This window comes from Nissabacter sp. SGAir0207, assembly GCF_005491205.1.
Classification (GTDB): domain Bacteria; phylum Pseudomonadota; class Gammaproteobacteria; order Enterobacterales; family Enterobacteriaceae; genus Chimaeribacter.
Genome location: NZ_CP028035.1, coordinates 2,048,459 through 2,073,116, shown reverse-complemented (window position 1 = coordinate 2,073,116; position 24,658 = coordinate 2,048,459). Strand labels below are relative to the sequence as shown.

Genomic DNA, 24,658 nt, shown 5'->3' with positions numbered 1-24,658 from the left:
CCTCTATGTTAGAGCTGCTGTTTCTGTTGTTGCCCGTGGCTGCCGCCTACGGCTGGTACATGGGTCACCGGAGTGCTCAGCAGAACAAACAGCAGGAGGCGAACCGCCTGTCACGGGAGTATGTGGCTGGCGTCAACTTCCTGCTCTCCAACCAGCAGGACAAAGCGGTAGACCTGTTCCTCGACATGCTGAAAGAGGACAGCACCACCGTGGAGGCCCACCTGACGCTGGGCAACCTGTTCCGCTCGCGCGGCGAGGTTGACCGGGCCATCCGCATCCATCAGGCGTTGATGGAGAGCGCCTCCCTGAGCTTCGAGCAGCGTTTGCTGGCGGTGCAGCAACTGGGCCGTGACTACATGGCGGCCGGCCTCTATGACCGGGCGGAGGACATGTTCACCCAGTTGATCAAGGAGGAGGATTTCCAGCACTCCGCGCTGCAACAGTTGTTGGTGATCCATCAGGCCACCAGCGACTGGCAGAAGGCCATCGACGTGGCGGAGAAACTCACCCGCCTCGGCAAGGAGGACAAGCGCGCCGAGATCGCCCACTTCTACTGCGAACTGGCGCTGCTGGCGATGGGCAGCGACGATCTCGACCGCGCCATGGCGTTGCTGAAGAAGGGCTTCGCCGCCGATCGCGACTGTGCGCGCATCTCCATCATGCAGGGGCGTATCCTGATGGCGCAGGGCGAGTGGGCGAAAGCCGCCGCCGCGCTGGAGCGGGTACTGGAGCAGGATAAGGAGATGGTCAGCGAGGCGCTGACCATGCTGCATGAGTGCTACCAGCACCTGCAACAGCCAGAGCAGTGGACGGCCTTCCTCAAGCGCTGCGTGGAGAGCAACACCGGGGCGATCGCCGAGCTCTATCTGGCGGAGATTTTGGAGCGGGATGAGGGGCGCGACGTGGCGCAGGTCTATATCAACCGCCAGTTGCAGCGCCACCCGACGATGCGCGTCTTCTACCGCCTGATGGATTACCACCTGGCGGACGCAGAGGAGGGGCGCGCCAAAGAGAGCCTGCAACTGCTGCGCGACATGGTGGGCGAGCAGATCCGCACCAAGCCGCGCTACCGCTGCCACAAGTGCGGCTTCACCGCCCACTCCCTCTACTGGCACTGCCCCTCCTGCCGGGCGTGGGCCTCGGTCAAGCCAATCCGCGGCCTCGACGGCCAGTAGCGGCGCTTTCTTCACCGGCCAGCGCCACCGGCGGGCGGGCGGCTGGGCTTTCCGTCCGCTGGCATGTAGAATGCGGGCGGTTAAAACGGCGAATCCTGCCCCCACCTGCGCATAAGGATGAAGAAATGGCGTCTGCCCACACCCCGACCTCCCGTCTCCCTGTCTCCTCCCCGGTTGTTGTCGCGCTCGACTATGCCGACAAGGCGGCCGCACTGGCCTTTGCCGACCGCATCGATCCCCGCGACTGTCGGCTGAAGATCGGCAAGGAGATGTTCACCCTGTTTGGGCCGCAACTGGTGCGCGACCTGCACAGCCGGGGCTTTGAGCTGTTTCTTGACCTTAAATTCCACGACATCCCCAACACCGTCGCCAAAGCGGTGGCGGCCGCGGCCGATCTCGGCGTCTGGATGGTCAACGTCCACGCTGGCGGCGGCCGCCGCATGATGACCGCCGCGCGTGAGGCGCTGGTGCCCTTTGGGGCGGACGCGCCGCTGCTGATTGCGGTCACGGTGCTGACCAGCATGGAGGCGGAGGATCTGCGCGATGTGGGCATCGACCTGTCACCGGCCGAGCACGCCGAGCGTCTGGCGCTGCTGACCCGCGACTGCGGGCTGGATGGCGTGGTCTGCTCCGCCCATGAGGCGGTGCGGCTGAAACAGCGCTGCGGTCAGGCGTTCCAGCTGATCACCCCCGGCATCCGTCCGGCGGGCAGCGAGGCGGGCGACCAGCGCCGCATCATGACCCCGGAGCAGGCGCAGGCGGCGGGCGTGGACTATATGGTGATCGGCCGCCCGATTACCCAGTCCGCCGATCCGGCCGCCACCCTGCGCACCATTCTGGCCAGCCTGGCCTGAGGAGAAGAGCATGAGCCGAGACAATCCTTTAGTTTACTCCACCGACAGCGGCCGCATCAGCGCGCCAGAGGTCAAACCGGCGCGCCCGAAGGGCGATGGTGTGGTGCGCATCCAGCGCCAGACCAGCGGCCGCAAGGGCAAGGGCGTCTGCGTCATCACCGGCATTGATCTGGATGACGCGGCGCTGGAAAAGCTGGCGGCCGAGTTGAAAAAGAAGTGCGGCTGTGGCGGGTCGGTGAAGGAGGGCGTCATTGAGATCCAGGGCGACAAACGGGAATTGCTGCAACAGCTGCTGGAAGCCAAGGGAATGAAAGTCAAACTGGCCGGTGGCTAAAACAGAAAACCCGCGGGGCATGCCTCGCGGGTTGTGTTGGGTTGCTGAGCGTCGTTAAACCTGTGGCTTAAGGAGCCATCGCGAAAGGTGGCGGCGATATTCTTTTCGCACTGGCGAATAAAAAATAGCGCACATCATTGTTTTAACTCTCGCCCCCTCATGGGGCCGACATTCTTATTATCAAACGATCCTGCGGCGAATCTTTCGCCTCTCTGCGCGGCGGGTAAATAACTTTACCCAGGCAGACATTTATTTACGCGTGAATTAACGATCAACCTGGTGACCAATAATCCCGCCGATGGCTGCGCCGCCCAGAGTACCCAGGGTGCTGCCGTCAGTCAGGACTGCGCCGCCCAGTGCGCCCGCGCCCGCGCCGATGGCGGTGTTGCGGTCACGGTGCGACATGTTGGAGCAGGCAGAGAGGGACAGCGCCAGGGTGGCAGCCAGAGCAGCAGTCGCCAAACGTTTGTTGAACTTCATCATTTTATATCTCCTTGAAGGTGAACATGCCCACTATAGACTTAAGTGAAATTTATCACTCCGTCCTGGCATTCACTTCATTATAGGCAATAATGCCGGGGTTAGCGTCTCTGCCGGGCGAATTTCACACAGCAGATAATAGGGATTATCCACGCCCATGCCGGCCAAAGCCGGAAATAAACCCGCGCTGCCGGCGTTCTATTTTGCGCCACCGCAAAAAGCGCGGCCAAAACACCCGGACGGGGCATCCCAATTGGCGCCTATTTTATTTATCGCCGTTACTACTGGTAGGTAAATATTCTTAATTTGTTTCCCAAAAAAATGCCGCCGCACAAAATGACAAGCCGCCGCAGACAGCAGGTTTCTACGCACTCTTTAGCGATTTCGCCCATACCGGCCATGCGGGCGCGCTCCCAGAATAGGGCATCAGCGCAGTGATAAAGGACACGATGATGCTTACTGAATTAAAACAACAGGTTCTGGAGGCCAACCTGGCCCTGCCGCGCCATAATCTGGTCACTTTTACCTGGGGCAATGTCAGTGCCGTTGACCGGCAGCAGGGGCTGGTGGTGATCAAGCCATCCGGGGTGGAGTACGCGCACATGACGGCGGAGGATATGGTGGTGGTGGAGCTGGAGAGCGGCCGGGTGGTCGAGGGCACGAAGAAACCCTCCTCGGATACCGATACCCACCGCGTGCTCTACCTCAACTTTGCCGGCATTGGTGGCATTGTCCATACCCACTCGCGCCATGCCACCATTTGGTCGCAGGCCGGGCTGGACATCCCGGCGTGGGGCACCACCCATGCCGACTACTTCTACGGCCCGATCCCCTGTACCCGGCTGATGCATGAGGCGGAGATTGCCGGCCGCTACGAGTGGGAGACCGGGGAGGTGATTGTGGAGACCTTCCGCGAGCGCCGCATCGACCCGCAGCAGGTGCCGGCGGTGCTGGTGCACTCACACGGCCCCTTCGCCTGGGGCAGCGACGCCGACAACGCGGTGCACAACGCGGTGGTACTGGAGGAGGTGGCCTATATGGGCATCTTCTCGCGCCAGCTCACGCCTGACCTGCCAGCGATGCAGCCGCAGTTGCTGGACAAACACTACTTGCGCAAGCACGGCAAAAACGCCTACTACGGCCAGTAAGGGCGGTCACTCGCCCACGCGATCGACCTGGATGCCCTGCGCCTCCAGCGCCTGCCCATAGTGCGCGGGCAACTTGTCATCGGTGATCACCCGGCTGAAGGAGTCCAGCGGGCCAAGCACGTTGGGGGTGATGTGGCCGAACTTGGAGGAGTCGGTCAGCACGATATTCTGCGCGCCCTTCGCCAATAGGGTGTTGACCACGTCGGCGCGCATCATGTCACGGCCGGTAAAGCCGCTCTCGACGGAGAAGCCGTCAATGCCGATAAAGGCCTTGCTGAAGTGGAGCTGCTGAATGCAGAGCCGGGTCAGCGGGCCAACCACGGTTTCGCTCTCTTTCTGGTACATGCCGCCCAGCAAGATCACCTCACAGGGGGTGGGGCGCAACAGGTGGGCGATATAGCTACTGACGGTGATCAGCGTAATGTGCTTACGCTCGGCCAGGTAGCGCGCCAGCAGGGCGTTGCTGCTGCCACTCTCGATAAAGATGGTCTCCCCATCCTCCACCAGCGAAGCGGCATACTGCGCCAGCTTCTGCTTTTGCGCGAAGTTGGACATCATGCGCGCGTCCAGATCGTCGCTCTCAATCGCCACGGCGTAGCCGTGGATACGCTTGAGGTAGCTGCGTTGCTCGAGCCGGTTCAGGTCTTGCCGGATGGTGACTTCCGAAACGCCGCACTGCTGCGCGAGGGTAGTGACGCTCACCCGGCGATGTTGGTTGACCACCTGCATAATATGTTGTTGTCGTGCGTTCATAACGGCCCAGACGAAAAGGGCAGCCAACCGGCTGCCACGATAGTGTTGCTGAAAAAAACCGAGGTTTCTCAGAGCGTGTGTTCGGTACGCGCAATAATATCATCCTGAGCGTCTGGCGATAAGGCCGTAAAGAAGGCTGAGTAGCCCGCGACCCGCACCACCAGGTCGCGGTACTGGTCTGGATGCGCCTTGGCGGCCAGCAGCGTGTCGCGTGACACGATGTTGTACTGCACGTGCCAGCCCCGGTGCGCCTCAAAGAAGGTGCGCAGCATCGCCATCAGCTTCTCGCGGTCACGCGGGTTGTCGAGCGTCGCCGGGTTGAGTTTCTGGTTGAGCAGCACGCCGCCCAAAATTGCCGCGGTCGGCAATTTGCCCAGCGAGTTGAACACCGCCGTCGGGCCAAGGGTGTCGGTGCCGGAGGCTGGGCTGGCCCCCTCCGCCAGCGGCGTATGGGCCTTGCGGCCATCTGGGGTGGCGGGGGTGGCCGCGCCAAACGGCACGTTGGCGGAGATGGAGGAGGTGCCAGCGTAGTAGGTGCCGCCAATCGGGCCACGGCCAAAGCGGGTATTGTGGTACTGCTTCAGCTCATCAATGTAGGTCTGGTAGGCGCGCACCAGCAGCTGATCCACCTCGTCCCGGTCATTGCCATATTTGGGCGCGCCATTGATCAGCCGTTGGCGCAGCATCTCGCCATCCAGCCCGTCAAAGTCGCTGGCCAGCGCCGCCGCCAGTTGCTGCTGGCCAACCAGCCCCTGCTCAAACACCAGCGTCCTGACCGCCGCCAGGCTGTTGCCGAGGTTGGCAATGCCGACCTGCAAGCCGGAAACCCAGTCATACTTCGCGCCGCCCTGCTTGATGCTTTTGCCGCGCTCGATGCAATCATCCACCAGCGCCGAGCAGAGGATGTCATGGGCATTCTCCTCCAGCACCGTGTCCACCACGCACTCAATCTCAATCGATTTGCGGGTGTAGTAGCGGATTTGACGATCCCAGGCCGCCATCACCTGCGCGAAATCCGTGAAGTTCCCTTGTGACAGCCCCTGCGCCTGCGGCAGGAAGGTATGGCCGCTCTGGGCGTCGCGCCCCTGTTCCAGCGCCGCCAGCATCACGCGGGCGAAGTTGATGAAGCTCATGCCGGTGCAGCGATAGCCCCACTTGCCGCCGACCGCGGTTTCGATGCAGCCGATGGCGGCGTAGTCATAGGCGTCCGCCTCCTCCACGCCCAGCTTGATGAACTCGGGGATCACAATCTCATCATTATTGAACGCGGGCATACCAAAGCCGCAGCGGATCACCTGCACGCAGGCATCCAAAAAGTCATCGCTCATGCCCGCATGGTAGCGCACGCTCAGGTTGGGCTGGGTGGAGCGCAGGCGGCCGCAGGACTCCAGCACCGCGTAGGAGAGCGGGTTGACCGCGTCACGCGCGCGGCCGTCGGCCCAGATCTGCCCACCGATGGTGACGTTCTGGTAGAGCGGGCTGCCCGCCGAGGCCTTGGAGTGGCTGCCGGAGCGGATCTTGTTCACCTCCAGCAACTTCAGCCAGCAGCCGTGCAGCAGCTCGATCGCCTGTTCGCGCGGCAGGGTGCCGGTCAGCTCCACGTCGCGGCGATACCACGGGTAGAGGTACTGGTCCAACCGGCCAAAGGAGACAGAGTGGCCATTGGACTCAATCTGCAACACCAGTTGCACGAAATAGCAGAGCTGCAACGCCTGCCAGAAGGTTTCCGGCGGCTGGTGGGCAATCCGCTCGCAGTTGGCGGCGATCTGGTTCAGCTCAGCCCGGCGCGCCTCACGCCTTTCGCTGGCCGCCATCTCACGCGCCAGCACGGCAAAACGCAGGATGTGCTGGGAGAGCGCCTCGAGCGTCAGGTCAATCGCCTTCAGGAACTGCTCTTTATGCAGGTCATCCCAGTCAGTGAGCGCCAGCCGTTCGCGGCGCTCCGCCACCTTGGCGCGCAGCCCGTGCAGGCCAAGCGACAGCAGCAGCGGGTAGTTGACCGCCAAATGGGCGTCGCCGGAGGTCATGTTGCCCTCGGCCTTGATGATACCAGCCTCCAGCAGCGCCTTCTGCTCATCGGTGAACATGCCGTAGCAGCGATCCTGCACCGTCTGGCCGCGCCACCACGGGCAGACACGGTGCAGCACCGCCTTGTCTTCGGCCGATACCGAGAAGCCCGCGCCGGGGCGATCGGCCAGATCGTCGATCTCCTTCTCAATCCAGCCGACGGTGTACTCCGGGAAGATGGGCGCGGCGCGCACCTGACTGGCCTGATTGCCGACAATCAGCTCATCATGCTTGATCCAGATGGTGCGCTGCGCCAGGTGGTGGGCCAGCGCCAGCGCGCGGCGCACCGGCAGCGGCTTGTCCTGATGCTGTTGGTAGATGGCGGTGTAGTGCTCGGCGCGCTCGGTGCAGATCGGCGGCTTGACGATGGAAACCAGCGCCGCCTTATGGGCGCGGATGCGGTCGCTTAGAATATCAAGATTGAGTTGGGTCATGGTTTATCCTCTCAGCAGGGCAGTCAGGCCGCGCCGCCGGGCATGGTGGCAGGCAAAGGCCAGCAGGTCCGGGTCATCCAGAGGGACGGCCGGGGCGCGGTAGGGTTGGTCAAGCAGGGCATACTTCTGGATGCCAAGCGTGTGGTAGGGCAGGAAATGGATCTCGTTGCAGCGTGTCTCGTCGGCAGCAAAATCGATGATGGCGCGCAGCGAGGCGCAATCGGCGTTGAAACCGGGGATCACTGGCACCCGCACAATCAGCGGCGTACCGGCCTCCTTCAACCGGCGGAAGTTATCCAGCACCCGTTTGGCGGAGCCGTCCGTCCAGTCGTGGAAACGCGCCTCATCAACATGCTTGAGATCCGCCAGCAGCAGCGACAGGTGGGGCAGCGACGGGGCGATGTAGGCCCACGGCACATGCAGGCAGCTCTCGACCGCGGTGTGCAGCCCCTCGGCGCGGCAGCGCTGCAACAGCGTGGCGCACGCCTCCGGCTGCATGAACGGCTCGCCGCCGGAGAGGGTGACGCCCCCGCCGCTGCGCTGGTAGAAGGGGCGGTCGCGCAGCACGGTTTCCACCACCGCCTCCAGATCGAGCGCCTCGCCGCACAGCGTCAGGGCTTGGGTCGGGCAGGCGGCAGCGAGCCGCGGCAGATCCTCGGGCGTCAGGCGATCGCGGTGCAGCCGGGGGCGGCCATCCGCCATCTCCACGGCGTGCGGGCAGATCTGCTGGCAGGCGTGGCACCCGGTCAGGCAGCGGCGCGCGTCATACAGCAGCTCCGCGGTGCGGGCGCGGCTCTCCGGGTTCTGGCACCAGCGGCAGCCCAGCGAGCACCCCTTCAGGAATACAACGGTGCGGATGCCGGGGCCGTCATGGGTTGAGTAGCGTTGCAGGTTAAACAGCATAGGGACTCCTTTTTCGTTCGTAGATTAAAGTTGTTTCGAACGAAAGGTATTTTGATAAGGGTCAACAAGAGGCAGGCTTTTTCGTCTACCATGCAAACAGTGTGAAATTGAGCCATTCAGGAGAGTGAGATGGAGCTATATCTGGACACGGCGGACGTCAATGCCGTCAAACGTTTGGCGCGTATCCTGCCGTTGCAGGGCGTCACCACCAACCCGAGCATCGTGGCGCGCGCGGGCAAGCCGCTGTGGGAGGTGCTGCCCGCGCTGCGTGATGCGCTGGGCGGGACGGGCAAGCTGTTCGCCCAGGTGCTGGCGGAGCAGGCCGATGGCATGGTGGCCGAGGCGCAGCTGCTGACGCAGCGGGTGCCGGGGTTGATCGTCAAGGTGCCGGTGAATGCCGAGGGTCTGGCGGCGATCAAGATGCTCAAGGGGCTGGGCATTCCGACGCTCGGCACCGCCGTCTACGGCGCGGGGCAGGGGTTGCTGGCGGCGCTGGCTGGCGCGGAGTATGTCGCGCCCTACGTCAACCGGCTGGATGCGCAGGGCAGTGATGGCATTGAGATGGTGCGCCAGTTGCAGAGCCTGCTGACCCAGCACGCGCCGCACGCCCAGGTGCTGGCGGCCAGTTTCCGCACCCCGCGTCAGGCAGTGGATTGCCTGCTGGCCGGTTGCCGCGCCATTACCTTGCCGGTGGATGTGGCGGAGCAAATGCTCTCCACCCCGGCGGTGGAGGCCGCCACCCGCGCCTTCAGCGATGACTGGCAACATGCGTTTGGTGCCCGCCATCTGGGCTAAGGCTGCTCGAACGCAAGCCCGCCGCTGGCGGGCTTTTTTATGCCCCCACGCTGCGCTTTTTTTAAGCGAATGAGATCTCAATGAGATTTTTTAGCCAACGATGATGAGAAGATGAACCTGGGCATTCACAAAAAAAGAAACAGTGTTTCAATTTTGTGGGTGAGATCATTTTTATTCACCGGGTGAACAGTTAAGTTACTCAACTAATGGCTCACCAATAAATAACAGCGTGCCGCGCAGTCCGGCACCCCATCCGGTTTAATTCTCTCTGAGGCGAAAAAGTCCATGCAAATCAAACGTGCGATTGAAAAAATCCCTGGCGGCATGATGCTGGTGCCGCTGTTCATTGGGGCGTTGTGCCACACCTTCGCGCCAGATGCTGGCAAATATTTTGGCTCGTTCACCAATGGCCTGATCTCCGGGACGGTGCCGATTTTGGCGGTGTGGTTCTTCTGCATGGGCGCGTCGATCAAGCTCAGCGCCACCGGCACCGTGCTGCGCAAGTCCGGCACGCTGGTGGTGACCAAAATCGCGGTGGCCTGGCTGGTGGCGGCGGTGGCCTCACGGTTGTTGCCGGAGAATGGGGTGGAGATTGGCTTCTTCGCTGGCCTCTCCACGCTGGCGCTGGTGGCAGCGATGGACATGACCAACGGCGGGCTGTATGCCTCCATCATGCAGCAGTACGGCACCAAAGAGGAGGCTGGCGCGTTTGTGCTGATGTCGCTGGAGTCGGGGCCGCTGATGACCATGATTATCCTCGGCACCGCGGGTATCGCCTCCTTTGAGCCGCATGTCTTTATCGGCGCGGTGCTGCCGTTCCTGGTGGGCTTTGCCCTCGGCAACCTGGACCCGGAACTGCGTGACTTCTTTGGCAAGGCAGTTCAGACGCTGATCCCGTTCTTTGCCTTTGCCCTCGGCAACACCATCAACCTGAGCGTGATTGCCCAGACCGGGCTGCTCGGCATCCTGCTGGGGGTAAGCGTGATTATCATCACCGGCATCCCGTTGATTATTGCCGACAAACTGATTGGCGGCGGGGATGGCACCGCTGGTCTGGCCGCCTCCAGCTCTGCTGGCGCGGCGGTGGCCACCCCGGTACTGATCGCGGAGATGGTGCCGCAGTTCAAAAGTGTGGCACCGGCTGCCACGGCGCTGGTGGCGACCTCGGTGATTGTTACCTCGGTACTGGTGCCAATTTTGACCGCCATCTGGTCAAGGAAAGTAAAGGGTGCGCGCAAAACCAGCCTCGATGAGCAGGCGGCGCGGGTGAAATAGCTCATTTATATGCATTACCTGAAACCCTGCCCCTCAATGGGCAGGGTTTTTATGCAGTAGCCCTATCATTTTCAGGCCCTTTTCACACCCCTCTGCCGCCCCGGTTTCCACCCTTTCCCGTTTAAACATTAACAGTGTTGATTAGTGATGTTTGTTTACTCCTCACTACGCCTGATTTCGCTAGTCTTCAGAGTGCTGGGAGGCGAAAAATCATTATCGCCCCTTAAGTTAGCGATTCATGCCTGCCACAGCCTTTCGTGATTTTGCAGGCGTTCATAGTGAACAGGAGGAAGTAAACATGGCTACACAATGTGCTGATATTACCGCCCTGCGTAAAATTGAACCGAGTGCTGACGGTGAAACCGTCAACATTGCCGCCTATTATGCCGGTGTGACCTATACCGACAGCGTGCCAAACGGCGGCGGGCTGTTCGCCTATGACGCCAAGGACACCACCAGCGTTGACAATGGCGGCTCCGTCATCGTCACCGCCGGCGGTAAACGCTGGAAACGCTCGGTTGATCAGCTGCTGCCGGTGCACTTCGGTTGCCGCCCAGGCGGTACCGTGGACTGCACCACCCAGATGAAGGCCTATGTCACGGCCTCCGCCGGGAAGGTGGTGGACTTCCGGTATGGCCCGTGGCGCGTCAATGCCACCATCGACCTGACCAACGTCACCCGTATCATTGCCGATCAGGCCGGTCGCTTCAAAGTGACGCCGAAAGGCTTTACCGGCAAATACGTGCTGACCTTGGGCGACCCGACCAAGGCCGCCAACGCCGGTCGTACCAGTCGGCAGATCATCGATGGCTCGCTGGTGGTGGAGTGTGACAGCCGCGACACCGTCCTGAACGGCATCTATATGAAGGGGCAGTGGTTCGTGGGCGAGCATATCCGTGCTCAGGGCTTTAACGGCATCGGCATCCATCAGGACACCATCTGGGACTCCACCTTCCAGCGCCTGAGCGTGGAGCGTTGCGGCAACTTGACGGACTATGCGCTGGAGATGGGGTCGGACACCGACACCATGAACGCCACCCACATCGCCTCGGTGCAGTGTGAGCAGGCGTACCATCGCGGCATCAAAATCTCCAACAAGGTGCGTAACGTCATCAACAACATCCACGCCGAGCGCCTGATCATCCTGAAAGAGGATGACGGCACCACGGGGCTGGCGTCCGGCCTGAAGTACATGAACCACTACATCGTGGCCGGTAACTCCATCATCCAGCAGGTGATCATCGATGCGGACAAGGTGGACAGCGTGACCCAGCAGACGGTGGGCGTTTCGCTGGTGCCCTCCATCTATCTGGCGGCCGACCGCTCGGAGTTCCGCAACTGGAACTGCGGCAGCTCGGTGGTGAGCACCGCCTACGGCACCAACTCGGTCTACTCCACCTGCCTGTTTGGCTCCTGGTACATCAAGGCGCCGACCTATGACCTGTCAGTGATTGAGCCGGCGGTGTCAAACGTCTTTATGGTGGAGTCTGACCTCAACATCGTTAACCCGACGGCGACCAACCTGTCGTTCTTCTACAACGCCAACAAGGTCAAAATCACCAAGGGCAACATCACCAACGTGAGTTTCCCGAACAACATCAAAGGGGACATTACCTTCAACGGCACCTATATCAGCGGTGACATCACCGCCACCAAAGTGCCAGCGGCCGGGTATGCACCTGTCACCTTCAACGACTGTAACATCACCGGCACCTACAGTGGCGCCTACCGCCAGTCTGCCGTCATCAACGGCGGCCACCTGACCGACGTCAATCTGGTGAGTGGGGCGGCAGTGATCTTCAATGACGTGCTGATGGACAGTTTCGCCTATACCGGCGAAGTAGGGTATATCACCCGCGGCTGCCGCGCGACGAAAGTCACCAAGTGGGCGACACCGACGGGCACCAACTACCCAGCCGGGACATTTACCGAACGGCTGGGGGTGGATACCGCCAAGGCCGGGCTGGTTTACGTCAACACCAATGGGGCCGTGGCTTGGACGCCGGTTGTGAAATTGCCTTAACATTCGACATGCAGCAAAACGGCTCCCTCGGGAGCCGTTTTTTTTGCCTTTTTAGCAGGGGCATTTGCCCATTTTTCCCCCCTGGCTGGGGAAGCGCGCCTCCAGACAGCGGCGATGGAAGGCCGCCTCGCTCAGCGGCGGCTCACCGGGGTGGTGCAGCTGGTGGTGGCGCAGGTAGGCCGGGTAGTCATGCACGCCCACCATCAGCCGGAAGCTTTGCGCCAGCCGGCGGAAAACGCGCCGTACCCGGCCCGGCCAGGTGCGCGGCAGCGGCTCGCTAAGCGGGCAGCAGCGGATGATGGTGAAGGCCGGGCGGCGCGGCGCGGCATAGGGCAGGTCAGCCATGTTTCACCTCCGGGCGCAGGCGGGCATCGGTCTCATGCACCGTCGGGCGGTCAGCGCGCAGCGCACGGCGGATGGCAAAGAAGGCGGCGACCAGCATGGTGACCGCCACCAGCATAAAGAAGCCGCACAGCACGGCGTTAATCTGGTTGGCAAACACGATGGTCTCCATATCCTTCAGCGACTTGGCCGGGGCGATCACCGTCCCGGCATCGATGCCAGCGGAGAATTTGCGCGCCTGTGCCAAAAAGCCGATGGCCGGTTTCTCATGGAAGATCTTTTGCCAGCCAGCGGTCATCGAGGTGATGAACAGCCAGACGGTGGGCAGAATTGTCACCCAGGCGTAGCGCTGTTTCTTCATCTTGAACAGCACCACGGTGCCGAGGATCAGCGCCATGGAGGCCAGCATCTGGTTGCCGATGCCAAACAGCGGCCACAGGGTATTGATGCCGCCGAGCGGGTCAATCACCCCCTGATAGACGAAGAAGCCCCAGCAGGCCACCGCCACCGTGGTGCCAGCCATGTTGCCGAGCCAGGAGCGGTTGTTCGCCAGCCCCGGCACCACCACGCCCGCCAGATCCTGCACCATGAAACGGCAGGCGCGGGTACCGGCATCCACCGCCGTCAGGATGAACAGCGCCTCAAACAGGATGGCGAAGTGATACCAGAAGGCCATCATCGCCCGGCTGTTGAACACCTCGGTGATGATGTGGGCCATGCCGACCGCAAAGGTGGGCGCGCCACCGGCGCGGGAGAGGATCGAGGCCTCGCCGACATCACGCGCGATCCCCGACAGCATCTCCGGCGTCACCACAAAGCCCCAGCCATTGATCACCTCGGCGGCGTTCTGCACCGTGGTGCCAATCAGCGCGGAGGGCGAGTTCATGGCGAAGTAGACGCCCGGATCAATCACCGAGGCGCAGATCAGCGCCATGATGGCGACGAACGACTCCATCAGCATCGCGCCATAGCCGATAAAGCGGGTGTGGCTCTCGCGTTCCACCAGCTTGGGCGTGGTGCCGCTGGAGACCAGCGCATGGAAGCCGGAGATGGCACCGCAGGCGATGGTGATGAACAGGAACGGGAACAGGCTGCCAGCGAACACCGGCCCGCTGCCATCAATGAAGCGCGACACCGCCGGCATCTTCATCTCCGGCATGGCGAACACGATGCCGATCGCCAGCCCGACGATTACACCAATCTTCAGGAAGGTGGAGAGATAATCACGCGGCGCCAGCAGCAGCCAGACCGGCAGAACCGAGGCAACAAAGCCGTAGATCACCAGCACCCAGGTCAGCGAGGTGCCGGAGAGGGTAAACAGCGGCCCCCAGTAGGGGTCTTGCGCCACGTTGCCGCCGTAGACGATCGCCAGCATCATCAGCACGAAGCCGATGATAGAGACTTCGGCGATCTTGCCGGGGCGGATAAAGCGCATGTAGATGCCCATCAGCAGCGCGATCGGGATGGTAGCGGCAATGGTGAACAGCCCCCACGGGCTGTCGGCCAGCGCCTTCACCACCACCAGCGCCAGCGCCGACAGAATGATGATCATCACCCCCAGCGCGCCGAGCATGGTCACCACGCCCGCAAACGCCCCCAGCTCCTGCTTGGCCATCTCGCCCAGCGACCGGCCATCGCGGCGGGTGGAGATAAACAGCACCAGAAAGTCCTGCACCGCACCGGCCAGCATCACGCCAATCAAAATCCACAGCGTGCCGGGCAAAAAGCCCATCTGCGCCGCCAGAATCGGGCCAACCAGCGGCCCGGCACCGGCAATCGCCGCAAAGTGGTGGCCGAACAGCACCCACTTGTTGGTCGGCACATAGTCCAGCCCATCATTGTGGCGCTCCGCCGGGGTCATGCGCCGGTCATCCAGCTCAAACACCTTGTCGGCGATAAACCGGCTGTAGAAACGGTAGGCGATGCTGTAGCAGGCGACGGCCGCCACCACCAGCCACAGGGCGTTGACCGGCTCACCGCGCTGGAGGGCCAGCATGGCGAAGGCCAGGGCGCCAACTAACGCCACCGCGAACCAGACCACTCTGGTTTTGACGTTGCTCATGGGAACTGCTCCTTGTCGTTATAGGGGAGAGGGGGTTTCAAGCGGCGACGCCGGGCGGCGAAGACCGTTGAACCCGTTAAACATAGGGCTTGTGGCGCGCTTGAGAAGCAGGGCGGCGAAGAAGTGTGAAGCAGGCGGGATTTTGGTAGATAAAAAAAATCCTGCACCGGGGTGCAGGATTATTCAGACAGTCAATGCGACAGCGATCAGGCGACCGGACGGGCGATCACGCTGCGGGTTTCCATGCGCACTTCGGCGATCTCCACCTCAATCACATCGCTCTGGCGGTAGGCAACTTCGCCCTTGATCTGCACGGTGCCGGTCTCCTGGCTGCACACCAGCTCGTCACGCACCGCGTGCAGGAACGGGGCCGGGATAAAGGCCACCGCGCCGTTGTCCAGCAGGCGCACGCGCAGGCCGCCGCGGGTCACGTCGATCACCTCGGCACGGAAGCGCTCGCCGCTGCCCACTTTCGGGTTCAGGTAGCGGGCGTAGAGCCAGTCACCGACGTCGCGCTCCGCCATGCGGTTCAGGCGGCGGCGCTCGGCCAGTTGCAGCGTCATCTCCGCCTGCGGCTTGACGCCCGCCTGACCGGTGATGATCGCCTTCAGCAGGCGGTGGTTGACCATGTCGCCATACTTACGGATCGGTGAGGTCCAGGTGGCGTATGCCTCCAGCCCCAGACCGAAGTGCGGGCCCGGCTCGGTGGCGATCTCAGCGAAGGTCTGGAAGCGACGGATGCGGCTGTCGAGGAACGGGGTCGGCTGGGCGTCCAGTTCACGGCGCAGGGTGCAGAAGCCCGGCAGGGTCAGCAGCTCGGCCGGATCGGCCTCAATGCCGTTGGCCTGCAAAATGGCCACTGCCTGCTCGACCAGCGCCGGGTCGAAACCGGTGTGGACGTTGTAGACGCCAAAGCCCAGACGGTCACGCAGCACGCGCGCCGCACAGACGTTGGCGGCGATCATCGCCTCTTCCACGATGCGGTTGGCGATGCGGCGGTGCTCCACCAGAATCTCCAGCACGTTGCCCTTGTCGCCCAGCACGAAGCGGAAGTCCGGGCGATCCTTGAACACCAGCGCATTCTGCTCGCGCCACTGGCTGCGCAGTTCACACACGCGCTTGAGCAGGCGGATCTGGGTGGCGATCTCGTCACTCTGCGGCTGCCACTCACCCTGGCCTTCCAGCCAGTCGGAAACCTCGTCATACACCAGCTTGGCGCGGGACTCGATGTGGGCGGCGAAGAAGTGGATGTCATCACCCAGACTGCCATCCTCGCCCAGCGTCACGCGGCAGGCCAGCACCGGGCGCTGCACGTTGGGGCGCAGGGAGCAGAGGTCATCGGAGAGTTCGCGCGGCAGCATCGGGACGTTGAAGCCCGGCAGGTAGTTGGTGAAGGCGCGGATGCGGGCGGCGTCATCAATCGCGCTGCCTTCGCTGACGTAGGCGGTCGGGTCGGCAATCGCCACCGTCATGCGCAGCTGGCCGTTATCGAGGGTCTCGACATACAGCGCGTCATCCATGTCTTCGGTGCTGGCGCTGTCGATGGTGACGAACGGCAGGGCGGTGAGGTCTTCACGCGTCAGTTGCTGCTCCAGCATCTCGCCAACGGCGGACTCCGGTGCCTCGCGCTCCAGATTGTGGCGCGCCAGCGTGACCCACCACGGGGCGAAATCATCTTCACCAAAGGTGATGTAGGCGGTCAGGTCGGCGTAGAAGCCGCGGTCGCCCTTCAGCGGGTGGCGGCGCATCTCGGCCACGGCCCAGTCGCCCTCTTTGAATTCATGTTTTACATCGCGCGCCGGGCGGCACGGGATGGCGTCTCTTAGCAGCGGATGATCCGGCACGATGGAGAAGCGGTCATCTTTCTTCTGGACGCGGCCAACAAAGCGCGTCAGGAACGGTTCAATCAGCGATTCCGGCTCTGCGACCTCGCGCTCTTTCTCCGTATGCAGGGTAGCCACCACGCGGTCGCCATGCATCACTTTCTTCATGTACGGCGGCGGGATGAAGTAGCTTTTTTGGCCATCCACTTCCAGGAAGCCAAAGCCTTTCTCAGTGCCTTTTACCACGCCTTCCGCGCGGGGAGTCTGAGAGTGAAGTTGCTGTTTTAGCTGTGCGAGCAGCGGGTTATCTTGAAACATAGCATCCAGAGCGTGGGGTTAAAGGGGGCGGAATCGCGGCTGACAGTTTTACGCGAATCAGCCCCGGCGGGCAAGCGCTTTAGCCGCAACCTGTTGCGAAAAAAGCGCCTTGGGGCAAGGCCCGGCCGGGCGGCCGGGCAGACGCATCAGGCGATGCGGCGGGTATCAGCGGCTTCGCTGCGGCGGATGGTCACCGGCACCGATTTGGAGGTCGGGGTGTGGGTGTCATCGCCAAAGCTGGACATCGGCACCAGCGGGTTGGTCTCGGGGTAGTAGGCCGCCAGGTTGCCGCGCGGGATGTCGTAGCTCACCAGCTTGAAGCCGGTTACCACACGCTCCACGCCGTCATGCCACAGCGTCTCGATGTCCACCAGCTCACCGTCGTTCAGGCCCAGCGCCGCCAGATCCTGCGGGTGGATGAACAGCACTTCACGCTGGCCGTAAACGCCACGGTAACGGTCATCAAGGCCGTAGATGGTGGTGTTGTACTGGTCGTGGGAGCGCAGGGTTTGCAGCGTGAACGGCGCTTTCTCGCCATTCGGCATCGGGATCACCGCGTCCGGCAGCGGGGCATGGCTGAAGTGCGCCTTGTTGCCCGGCGTGTTGAAGCGCAGTTCGGCTGCCGCGTTGCCGAGGTAGAAGCCACCCTTGATGTCGCAACGGGCATTGAAGTCCTTGAAGCCAGGGATAGTGGCCTCAATGTGGTTGCGGATCAGGTTGTAGTCGCCTGCCAGCGCCATCCAGTCCAGCTTCTCGCTGCCCAGTACCGCGTCAGCGATGCCGCAGACGATCGCGGTTTCGGAGCGCTGCATCTCGGAGATCGGTTTGCCGACACCCTCGGAGGCGTGCACCATGCTGAAGGAGTCTTCCACGGTAATGAACTGTGGGCCGGTAGCCTGAATGTCCGCCTCGGTGCGGCCCAAGGTCGGCAGGATCAGCGCGTCACGGCCCGGCAGCAGGTGGCTGCGGTTGAGCTTGGTGCTGATCTGCACGGTCAGGTCGCAGGCTTGCAGCGCCTGCGCGGTGCGCGCGGTATCCGGCGCGGCCGCGGCCAGGTTGCCGCCGAGGGCGATCAGAACTTTCACCTCGCCACGCAGCATCGCTTCCAGTGCCTCAACGGTGTTGTGGCCCTTCTCGCGCGGCGGCGTGAAGTTGAAGTGCGCCGCCAGACTGTCGATCAGCGCGGCCGGGGCCTTCTCATCGATGCCCATGGTGCGGTTGCCCTGTACGTTACTGTGGCCGCGCACCGGGCAGAGGCCCGCGCCCGGCTTGCCGAGCTGGCCGAACAGCAGTTGCAGGTTGACGATCTCACGGATGGTCGGCACCGAGTGCTTGTGCTGGGTCAGGCCCATCGCCCAAGTGCAGATCACGCGCTCAGCGCTCTCATAGATGCTGGCCGCTTCACGCAGATCCTGCTCGCTCAGGCCAGACTGGCTGACGATGTGATCCCAGGAGGTGGCGTCCACCGCATCGAAGTAGGCTTCCACGCCAGCGCAGTTCTGGTCGAGGAACGCCTGATCGAACAGGCCCGGCTCGCCGGCCGCCAGTTTCAGGCGGTGGCGCTCCAGCAGCACTTTTACCATGCCGCGCACGGCCGCCATGTCACCGCCGAGGTTCGGCTGGTAGTAGCGGGAGCTGATGCGGCCAGCCTTGGTGGTCACCACTTCCAGCGGCTTCTGCGGATCGGCGAAGCGCTCCAGCCCACGCTCGCGCAGGGTGTTGAAGCTCACCACGTGCGCGCCGCGGTCGGCGGCGTGGCGCAGGCTGTGCAGCATACGCGGGTGGTTGGTGCCGGGGTTCTGGCCGAAGACAAAGATCGCGTCCGCCTTCTCGAAATCATCCAGACGGATGGTGCCCTTGCCCACGCCAATGGACTGCTTCAGCGCCACGCCGCTCGCCTCATGGCACATGTTGGAGCAGTCAGGGAAGTTGTTGGTGCCCAGCAGGCGGCCAAATACCTGATAGAGGTAGGAGGCTTCGTTGCTGGCGCGGCCAGAGGTGTAAAGCTCAATCTGGTCCGGGTGGCTCATCGCCTTCACATGGCGGGCGATCAGGTCGAACGCCGCTTCCCAGCTTACCGGGCGGTAGCGGTCAGTGGCGCGGTCATAGCGCATCGGGTGGGTCAGGCGGCCTTGGTACTCAAGGAAGTAGTCGCTCTGCTCACGCAGGGTAGAGACGCTGTGCTTGGCGAAGAACTCTGGCTCCACCGCTTTGCGGGTCGCTTCCCAAGTCACCGCTTTCGCGCCGTTCTCACAGAAGCTGAAGGTGCTGTGGTTGTCATCGCCCCAAGCGCAGCCGGGGCAGTCGAAGCCGCGGCCCTTGTTGACACGCATCAGGTTGCGCAGGTTGGAAAGCACTTTCTTGCTGTCAAAAACGTAACGGGTGGTGGACTCAAGCGCGCCCCATCCGCCGGCCGCGCCGGTGTAAGGCTTAATCGAAGGTTTGAATTTCATTCTTATGTCGCAGGTCTTGTTTCAGAAACGTAAACACTTTTTTAAGTGTTTGGATAATTTATGTCGCAATTTTAGGGAGTGACCGTCACAGCGTCTAATCGAATGACGCAATCGTCTGATAGAGGAAGCTTATCGCATCACCACAGGGCGAGAGGGGAGAAAAGCGGGCAGGGCGGATCGCTGAAATTGTGAGCTTGTTGTAAATGGATGGTTTCATTATGTAATCATTAGCAAAAGTCTTGGGGTTTCACCCCAGCCGGAATTGATGCACTCTAGCCCCCGGATTTTTCGATGGTTTTTTATTGCGTGGGCCAGATTGCCCGCGCAGCAAGAGGATATGTGTGTGAAGCGTAGTGTTTTGAGTATGTTATGTGGTGTGCTGCTGTTCTCCGCTGGCCACGCCGCGGCAGACGCCAGCCCGACCGCCGCCGGTGTGGCGCCGATCAACTTCCCGGTGGTCGCGCCGGGCATCGACGCCGCCTCCTTTGTGCTGATGGACTATGCCACCGGCGACATCCTGGCGCAGGGCAATCAGGACGCGCGCCGCAACCCGGCCAGCCTGACCAAGCTGATGACCGGCTACGTGGTGGATCGCGCGCTCGACCAACACAAAATCACGCTGGATGATGTGGTCACCGTCGGCAAAGATGCCTGGGCGGCGGGCAACCCGGTCTTCGCTGGCTCCTCGCTGATGTTCCTCAAGCCGGGCGACCGCGTCACGGTACGTGACCTGAGCCGCGGCATCATCATCGACTCCGGCAATGACGCCTGTGTGGCGATGGCGGACTACGTGGCGGGCAGCCAGCCAGCCTTCGTCAGCCTGATGAACCAGTACGCCGACCAGCTTGGCCTGAAGGACACCCACTTCGAAACCGTGCACGGGCTGGACGCGCCGGGGCAGTTCACCTCCGCCCATGATCTGGCGGTGCTGTCGCGCGCCATCATCCACGGCGAGCCGGAGGAGTACCACATGTACAGCGAGAAGACGCTGACCTACAACAACATCACCCAGAACAACCGCAACGGCCTGCTGTGGGATAAAAACCTTAACGTTGATGGCCTGAAGACCGGCCACACCGAGAGCGCCGGTTTCAACATCATCGCCTCGGCCACCGAGGGGCAGCGCCGTCTGATCGCCGTGGTGATGGGCGGCAAAAGCCCGAAGGGGCGTGAGGAGCAGGCGCGCAAACTGCTGACCTGGGGCTTCCGCGAGTTCGCCACCCTGCCGGTGTTCAAGGCCGGGCAGGGCGTCGCCAATGAGCAGGTGTGGTATGGCGATCAGGATAAGGTGAAGCTGGGCAGCGCGGATGAGGTATTCCTCAGCGTGCCAGCGGGCGACACTGACAAGATCAAGGCGCAGTACGTGCTGGACAACCCGCAGCTCAAGGCGCCGCTGACCAAGGGCCAGGCGGTCGGCAAGATCAATATCCTCGATCAGGGCAAGGTGCTGAAGTCAATCCCGCTGGTGGTGCTGGAGCCGGTGAAGCAGGGCAGCCTGATCAGCCGTGCGGTGGACTACATCAAGCTGAAGATCTAGCCCCGCGCCGGGCAGACGAGAAGCCAGCCCACGGGCTGGCTTTTTTACGCCGGTTGTCGGCGCAGCCAGGTCTGGGCGGCGTCAAAGAAGTGCTGGGCCAGCGGCGTGGCGCGCCCCGGCTCGGCCACCACCAGCGCGGCGTGGCGGCTCATCGGCGCAATCGCCAGCGGGCGGCGGCGCAGCGCCGGGGTCATCTCATCAATCAGGTGGCCGCGCGGCACCAGCCCGCAGCCAAGGCCGACATAGACCCCCTGCATCAGCTGGAAGATGGAGCTACTGTCAAGGATGGGGCGCAGCGCCAGCCCGGCCAGGCTGAACTGGTTGTCGAGGTAGCGGCGGAAGTAGCGGCTGGGGTCGGAGAGGCAGAGCGGCAGCGCCGCCGCCGCCTCCAGCGCCAGCGGCGTGTCGCCCGCCAGTTGCGGGAAGTGCGCCGGATGGTAGAGCACATCCACGCCATTGTCCTCCAGCGGCTGCAACTGGAAGTGCAGCTCGTTGAGGGTGGTCATCTCAAAAAAGCCGATGCCGACGTCCACCGCGTGGCTGTTGAGCGCCTCCAGCAGCTGGTCGGCGCTCAGCTCCGCGACACGGTAGTCGAGGCGCGGGTTCTCCGCCTGCACCCCCTTCAGCATCTGCGCCAGCGACAGGCTGCACTGCGGCATCACGCCAATGCGCAGCGTGCCGGTCAGGCCATGCTTGAGGGAGTCCACCTCCAGTTTCAGCCCCTGATAGACAGCGACAATCTCCCGCGCCCAGTTCAGCACCCGCTCCCCCTCGGCAGTGAAGCCCTCGAAGTTGTTGCCGCGGTTGATCAGGTTCAGCCCCAGCTCCTTCTCCAGGTTCTTCAGCCGCATCGACAGGGTCGGCTGGCTGACAAAGCTGGCCTCGGCGGCGCGGCCAAAGTGGCGCTCCCGCTCCAGGTTACAGAGGTAGATCAGTTGTTTAATATCCATAAAGGGTGCAGATGATAATTATCAGGCAGGGAATGGGGGCATTATACCACCGTTGGCACCGGATAATCCGCCGTGATGGGGGGGTGAAAGCCGCTTATTCCGCGACGGCCACCGGGGCGACGTGCAGTGCCACCTGATGCTGCGCCAGCCGGGCCGCCAGCGGCGGGGGTGGCGGGGCGTCGGTGAACAGCGCGCTGATCTCGCCCACCTGCGCCAGCTCCACCGCCGCCGAGGCACGGAACTTGGTGTGGTCGGCGGCCACCAGCACATTGCGGCTGTGTGCCATCATGGCGCGCGCCATCGCCACCTCATTGACGTCAAACTCCAGCAGCGTGCCGTCGCCCTCCAGCGCGCCGGTGCTGGTGAGGGTATAGTCGGCGCGGAAACCAGAGACAAACTGGATGGCGCTCGGGCCAATGATGCCGCCATTGTGGGCGCGCAGCACGCCGCCCGGCACCAGCACCTCGAAATCCTTCTGCTTGTAGAGGATCTGCGCCACCCGCAGGCTGTTGGTGATGACGCGCAACTGGCTGTGCGCCAACAGCGCGCGGGCGATGTGCTCAACGGTGGTGCCGATGGTCATGAACAGCGTGCAGCGGTCGGGCAGGGCGTCGGCGATCGCCGCTGCGATGGCGCGCTTCTCCTCGTTGCAGGCCAGCTCCCGCTGCTCAAAGGCGGTGTTCACCAGACTGGAGGCGCGGCCCGCGCCGCCGTGGTGGCGGGTGATAAAGCCCTCCTCGCTCAGCTTGCGAATATCGCGGCGCACGGTCTGGGTGGAGACCGCCAGCAACTGTGCCAGCGCCTCAATGCTCATGTAACCCCGTTCGGCAATCAGCGCGATCAGTTGATCGTGCCGTGGGTTGCCCGTCACTTCCGTCAGGCTCATCTCTGTTCCTCGCTCTGCTGTGCAGCGTTGGCCTATTCTAGCCATAAAGTGACAAAAATGCGCCTAGCTGATCATAGTCCGCGATCCCGGCGCGGCCCCCCTCGCGGGTGCACTTCAGCGCCGCCGCGCCGCTGGCCCAGCGCACCGCCTCCGCCGGGGCCATGCCGCGTGCCAGCGCCCACGCCAGCGCGCCGTGGAACACGTCGCCCGCCCCCGTCGTGTCTTTCACTGTCACCGCGAAGGCTGGCTGGTGGCGGCAGACGCCCCGATCGAGCCACACGCAGCCCTCCGCCCCGAGGGTGACGTAGACCTGCCCGGCGGTCAGCGCGGCCGCCCGGCGCAACGCCTGCTCCACCGGCAGCTCGCCGGTCAGCCGGTGCAGGCCGGGCAGGGAGAAGGCGGCGTGGTCAGCCAGCGCCAGCAGCGGGGTGATGGGCTGTGGCGTGACGTCGGCGTCCAGCACGGTCACCACCCCGGCGGCGCGCGCCCGCGCCATCGCCACCTCTGCCCCCTCCGGCCAGCGCACATCGGCCAGCAGCGCGTCATAGGCGCTGAAATCGATGGCCGCCAGCCACCCGGCATCCGCGTCCAGATTGTGCCCCGGATGGTTGATGATGGTGCGCTCACCGGCGGCGTCCACCAGCACCGCCGACTGACCGGAGGCCGCGCCCGCCACCTGCCGACAGTGGCGCACGCTGACGCCGTAGCCCTCCAGCTCCGCGCGCAGCCGCGCCCCGCAGGCGTCATCGCCGGTGCGGCCAATGAAATCCACCGTGGCTCCCAGCCGCGCCGCCGCCACCGCCGCGGTGGCCGCTGGCCCGCCCCCGGCCTCCCGGTAAGACTGGGCGATATATTTCCCGCCGCCGGTTGGCAGGCGCTCCAGATAGTAGAGGCGATCCTCCACCGCGATCCCCACACAGGCCAGATGTCCCATCACATGCTCCTTAACGCTGATTGAGTGCGACCCAGTTTAGCCACGGCAATTGTTCAAAAAGTGACGGCTGTCCGGTTTTTTACTCAAAACAACAAATACGATCAGAAAAAGACAATAAATGACATCGAGGCGTGGCGGCCTGCTCACTGTTGGACACTGCACCCTGCCACCTTCAATCCAGCCAAAGGAGAGTAAGTATGACAGTAGTGGCCTTTATCGGTCTGGGGCAGATGGGTGCGCCGATGGCGCGCAACCTGATGCGCCACGGCCATACGCTGCGGGTGCATGACCTCAACCCGCAGCCGGTGGCGGCGCTGGTGGCAGAGGGCGCCCACGGCTGTGACAGCCCGGCGCAGGCGGCGCAGGGCGCGGAGGTGGTGATCACCATGCTGCCGACCGGCCCCCAGGTGCACGCGGCGCTGCTGGGGGAGCGGGGCGCACTGGAGACGCTGGATCCGCAGGCGCTGGTGATTGACATGTCCACCATCCTGCCGACCGAGAGCGATGCCCTGTGCGCGGCACTGGCGGCGCGCGGCATCAGCTTTATGGACGCGCCGGTGGGGCGCACCTCGGATCACGCCATCGCTGGCACCCTGCTGATTCTGGCGGGCGGCAGTGAGGCGCAGGTGGCGCGCGCCACGCCGCTGCTGCGCTGCCTTGGCGACACCCTGATCGCGGCGGGCGGGCCGGGGCGCGGCATCCGCCTCAAGCTGATCAACAACTACATGAGCATTGCCCTCAATGCCCTCTCGGCAGAGGCGGCGGTGCTGTGCGAGGCGCTCGGGCTACCGCTGGATAAAGCGCTGGAGGTGATGAACCTCACCCCGGCGGTGCGCGGCCACTTCGGCACCACCTGGCCGCAGCGGGTACTGAAGGGCGATCTCAGCCCAACCTTCATGATCGATCTGGCGCACAAGGATCTGGGGCTGGCCCTGACGCTGGCTGGCCAGTTGCGGGTGCCGCTGCCGATGGGCGCGGCGGCGCGCGAGCTGTACAGCCAGGCGCGGGCGCAGGGACGTGGCCGACAGGACTGGAGCGCCATTCTGGAGCAGATGCGGGCCGCCGCCGGGCGGCCCTCCGTGGTGCCTGAGGGCACGCAATGAGGAGTAGAC

The 24,658-nt window shown here is 63.3% G+C and carries 20 protein-coding genes; 9 read left to right on the top strand and 11 right to left on the bottom strand.

The annotated features are described in order from the left end of the window. Positions 1–5: 5 nt before the first annotated feature. From lapB to yciH, 3 genes are all read left to right on the top strand, one after another. Positions 6–1,175, top strand: coding sequence for a lipopolysaccharide assembly protein LapB (gene lapB / locus C1N62_RS08925; protein WP_137763304.1), 1,170 nt, complete (start codon positions 6–8; stop codon positions 1,173–1,175). Between the two features lie 125 nt (positions 1,176–1,300). Next, complete coding sequence (pyrF, locus tag C1N62_RS08920) at positions 1,301–2,029, top strand: orotidine-5'-phosphate decarboxylase (protein ID WP_137763303.1); 729 nt, start codon at positions 1,301–1,303, stop codon at positions 2,027–2,029. 10 nt (positions 2,030–2,039) lie between these two features. Beyond that, positions 2,040–2,363, top strand: a complete 324-nt coding sequence (gene yciH, locus C1N62_RS08915; protein WP_137763302.1) for a stress response translation initiation inhibitor YciH — start codon at positions 2,040–2,042, stop codon at positions 2,361–2,363. Between the two features lie 264 nt (positions 2,364–2,627). On the opposite strand, the gene osmB is transcribed toward yciH, so the two are convergent. Next, on the bottom strand, positions 2,628–2,846 hold the full coding sequence (gene osmB, locus C1N62_RS08910; protein WP_137763301.1) for an osmotically-inducible lipoprotein OsmB: 219 nt from the start codon (positions 2,844–2,846) through the stop codon (positions 2,628–2,630). A gap of 449 nt (positions 2,847–3,295) precedes the next feature. Between osmB and araD the strand changes: the two genes are divergently transcribed. Then, positions 3,296–3,991, top strand: coding sequence for an L-ribulose-5-phosphate 4-epimerase (gene araD, locus C1N62_RS08905; protein ID WP_137763300.1), 696 nt, complete (start codon positions 3,296–3,298; stop codon positions 3,989–3,991). Between the two features lie 6 nt (positions 3,992–3,997). Here araD and C1N62_RS08900 read toward each other — a convergent pair whose 3' ends face one another. The 3 genes from C1N62_RS08900 to C1N62_RS08890 all read right to left on the bottom strand — a co-directional run bounded on the left by C1N62_RS08900 (position 3,998) and on the right by C1N62_RS08890 (position 8,148). Continuing rightward, positions 3,998–4,744: a DNA-binding transcriptional regulator YciT gene (locus C1N62_RS08900; protein WP_137763299.1), complete on the bottom strand. Its 747-nt coding sequence runs from the start codon at positions 4,742–4,744 to the stop codon at positions 3,998–4,000. 68 nt (positions 4,745–4,812) lie between these two features. Beyond that, complete coding sequence (locus C1N62_RS08895) at positions 4,813–7,245, bottom strand: formate C-acetyltransferase/glycerol dehydratase family glycyl radical enzyme (protein WP_137763298.1); 2,433 nt, start codon at positions 7,243–7,245, stop codon at positions 4,813–4,815. 3 nt (positions 7,246–7,248) lie between these two features. After that, positions 7,249–8,148 (bottom strand): glycyl-radical enzyme activating protein, encoded by a 900-nt coding sequence (locus C1N62_RS08890; RefSeq protein WP_137763297.1) that lies wholly within the window; start codon positions 8,146–8,148, stop codon positions 7,249–7,251. Positions 8,149–8,277: 129 nt separating this feature from the next. On the opposite strand from C1N62_RS08890, the gene fsa reads away from it, so the two are divergent. The 3 genes from fsa (at position 8,278) to C1N62_RS08875 (ending at position 12,241) form a co-directional block, all read left to right on the top strand. Then, positions 8,278–8,943, top strand: a complete 666-nt coding sequence (gene fsa, locus C1N62_RS08885; RefSeq protein ID WP_137763296.1) for a fructose-6-phosphate aldolase — start codon at positions 8,278–8,280, stop codon at positions 8,941–8,943. Between the two features lie 285 nt (positions 8,944–9,228). After that, positions 9,229–10,218 (top strand): 2-keto-3-deoxygluconate transporter, encoded by a 990-nt coding sequence (kdgT, locus tag C1N62_RS08880; RefSeq protein WP_137763295.1) that lies wholly within the window; start codon positions 9,229–9,231, stop codon positions 10,216–10,218. A 298-nt stretch (positions 10,219–10,516) separates the two neighbouring features. Next, the gene (locus C1N62_RS08875) at positions 10,517–12,241 is read left to right on the top strand and encodes a hypothetical protein (RefSeq protein ID WP_137763294.1); all 1,725 of its coding nucleotides are present in this window, start codon (positions 10,517–10,519) and stop codon (positions 12,239–12,241) included. 51 nt (positions 12,242–12,292) lie between these two features. On the opposite strand, the gene C1N62_RS08870 is transcribed toward C1N62_RS08875, so the two are convergent. The 4 genes from C1N62_RS08870 to C1N62_RS08855 all read right to left on the bottom strand — a co-directional run bounded on the left by C1N62_RS08870 (position 12,293) and on the right by C1N62_RS08855 (position 19,239). Beyond that, positions 12,293–12,586, bottom strand: a complete 294-nt coding sequence (locus tag C1N62_RS08870; protein WP_137763293.1) for a YbdD/YjiX family protein — start codon at positions 12,584–12,586, stop codon at positions 12,293–12,295. Further along, positions 12,579–14,645 (bottom strand): carbon starvation CstA family protein, encoded by a 2,067-nt coding sequence (locus C1N62_RS08865; protein ID WP_137763292.1) that lies wholly within the window; start codon positions 14,643–14,645, stop codon positions 12,579–12,581. Before C1N62_RS08865 ends, C1N62_RS08870 begins: the two co-directional genes overlap by 8 nt. Before the next feature lie 206 nt (positions 14,646–14,851). Continuing rightward, a complete protein-coding gene (locus tag C1N62_RS08860; RefSeq protein ID WP_137763291.1) occupies positions 14,852–16,786 on the bottom strand; it encodes an exoribonuclease II in 1,935 nt (644 codons plus the stop codon). A 146-nt stretch (positions 16,787–16,932) separates the two neighbouring features. Continuing rightward, entirely contained in the window at positions 16,933–19,239 is a 2,307-nt protein-coding gene (locus tag C1N62_RS08855; protein WP_137763290.1) for an FdhF/YdeP family oxidoreductase, read from the bottom strand. A 343-nt stretch (positions 19,240–19,582) separates the two neighbouring features. Here C1N62_RS08855 and dacD point away from each other — a divergent pair, with 343 nt between their 5' ends. Next, positions 19,583–20,776: a serine-type D-Ala-D-Ala carboxypeptidase DacD gene (gene dacD, locus C1N62_RS08850; RefSeq protein ID WP_137763289.1), complete on the top strand. Its 1,194-nt coding sequence runs from the start codon at positions 19,583–19,585 to the stop codon at positions 20,774–20,776. A gap of 44 nt (positions 20,777–20,820) precedes the next feature. Here dacD and C1N62_RS08845 read toward each other — a convergent pair whose 3' ends face one another. The 3 genes from C1N62_RS08845 to C1N62_RS08835 all read right to left on the bottom strand — a co-directional run bounded on the left by C1N62_RS08845 (position 20,821) and on the right by C1N62_RS08835 (position 23,546). Continuing rightward, entirely contained in the window at positions 20,821–21,726 is a 906-nt protein-coding gene (locus C1N62_RS08845; RefSeq protein ID WP_137763288.1) for a LysR family transcriptional regulator, read from the bottom strand. Positions 21,727–21,820: 94 nt separating this feature from the next. Further along, complete coding sequence (locus C1N62_RS08840; RefSeq protein WP_137763287.1) at positions 21,821–22,612, bottom strand: DeoR/GlpR family DNA-binding transcription regulator; 792 nt, start codon at positions 22,610–22,612, stop codon at positions 21,821–21,823. A 37-nt stretch (positions 22,613–22,649) separates the two neighbouring features. Next, a complete protein-coding gene (locus tag C1N62_RS08835; protein WP_137763286.1) occupies positions 22,650–23,546 on the bottom strand; it encodes a PfkB family carbohydrate kinase in 897 nt (298 codons plus the stop codon). A gap of 197 nt (positions 23,547–23,743) precedes the next feature. Between C1N62_RS08835 and yihU the strand changes: the two genes are divergently transcribed. Then, complete coding sequence (gene yihU, locus C1N62_RS08830; protein ID WP_137763285.1) at positions 23,744–24,649, top strand: sulfolactaldehyde 3-reductase; 906 nt, start codon at positions 23,744–23,746, stop codon at positions 24,647–24,649. Positions 24,650–24,658: the final 9 nt, after the last annotated feature.

Bases quoted from the DNA above. Each gene is read 5' to 3' on its own strand.
- lapB (WP_137763304.1), top strand. From the start codon at position 6: ATGTTAGAGCTGCTGTTTCTGTTGTTGCCCGTGGCTGCCGCCTACGGC.
- pyrF (WP_137763303.1), top strand. From the start codon at position 1,301: ATGGCGTCTGCCCACACCCCGACCTCCCGTCTCCCTGTCTCCTCCCCG.
- yciH (WP_137763302.1), top strand. From the start codon at position 2,040: ATGAGCCGAGACAATCCTTTAGTTTACTCCACCGACAGCGGCCGCATC.
- osmB (WP_137763301.1), bottom strand. From the start codon at position 2,846: ATGATGAAGTTCAACAAACGTTTGGCGACTGCTGCTCTGGCTGCCACC.
- araD (WP_137763300.1), top strand. From the start codon at position 3,296: ATGCTTACTGAATTAAAACAACAGGTTCTGGAGGCCAACCTGGCCCTG.
- C1N62_RS08900 (WP_137763299.1), bottom strand. From the start codon at position 4,744: ATGAACGCACGACAACAACATATTATGCAGGTGGTCAACCAACATCGC.
- C1N62_RS08895 (WP_137763298.1), bottom strand. From the start codon at position 7,245: ATGACCCAACTCAATCTTGATATTCTAAGCGACCGCATCCGCGCCCAT.
- C1N62_RS08890 (WP_137763297.1), bottom strand. From the start codon at position 8,148: ATGCTGTTTAACCTGCAACGCTACTCAACCCATGACGGCCCCGGCATC.
- fsa (WP_137763296.1), top strand. From the start codon at position 8,278: ATGGAGCTATATCTGGACACGGCGGACGTCAATGCCGTCAAACGTTTG.
- kdgT (WP_137763295.1), top strand. From the start codon at position 9,229: ATGCAAATCAAACGTGCGATTGAAAAAATCCCTGGCGGCATGATGCTG.
- C1N62_RS08875 (WP_137763294.1), top strand. From the start codon at position 10,517: ATGGCTACACAATGTGCTGATATTACCGCCCTGCGTAAAATTGAACCG.
- C1N62_RS08870 (WP_137763293.1), bottom strand. From the start codon at position 12,586: ATGGCTGACCTGCCCTATGCCGCGCCGCGCCGCCCGGCCTTCACCATC.
- C1N62_RS08865 (WP_137763292.1), bottom strand. From the start codon at position 14,645: ATGAGCAACGTCAAAACCAGAGTGGTCTGGTTCGCGGTGGCGTTAGTT.
- C1N62_RS08860 (WP_137763291.1), bottom strand. From the start codon at position 16,786: ATGTTTCAAGATAACCCGCTGCTCGCACAGCTAAAACAGCAACTTCAC.
- C1N62_RS08855 (WP_137763290.1), bottom strand. From the start codon at position 19,239: ATGAAATTCAAACCTTCGATTAAGCCTTACACCGGCGCGGCCGGCGGA.
- C1N62_RS08845 (WP_137763288.1), bottom strand. From the start codon at position 21,726: ATGGATATTAAACAACTGATCTACCTCTGTAACCTGGAGCGGGAGCGC.
- C1N62_RS08840 (WP_137763287.1), bottom strand. From the start codon at position 22,612: ATGAGCCTGACGGAAGTGACGGGCAACCCACGGCACGATCAACTGATC.
- C1N62_RS08835 (WP_137763286.1), bottom strand. From the start codon at position 23,546: ATGGGACATCTGGCCTGTGTGGGGATCGCGGTGGAGGATCGCCTCTAC.
- yihU (WP_137763285.1), top strand. From the start codon at position 23,744: ATGACAGTAGTGGCCTTTATCGGTCTGGGGCAGATGGGTGCGCCGATG.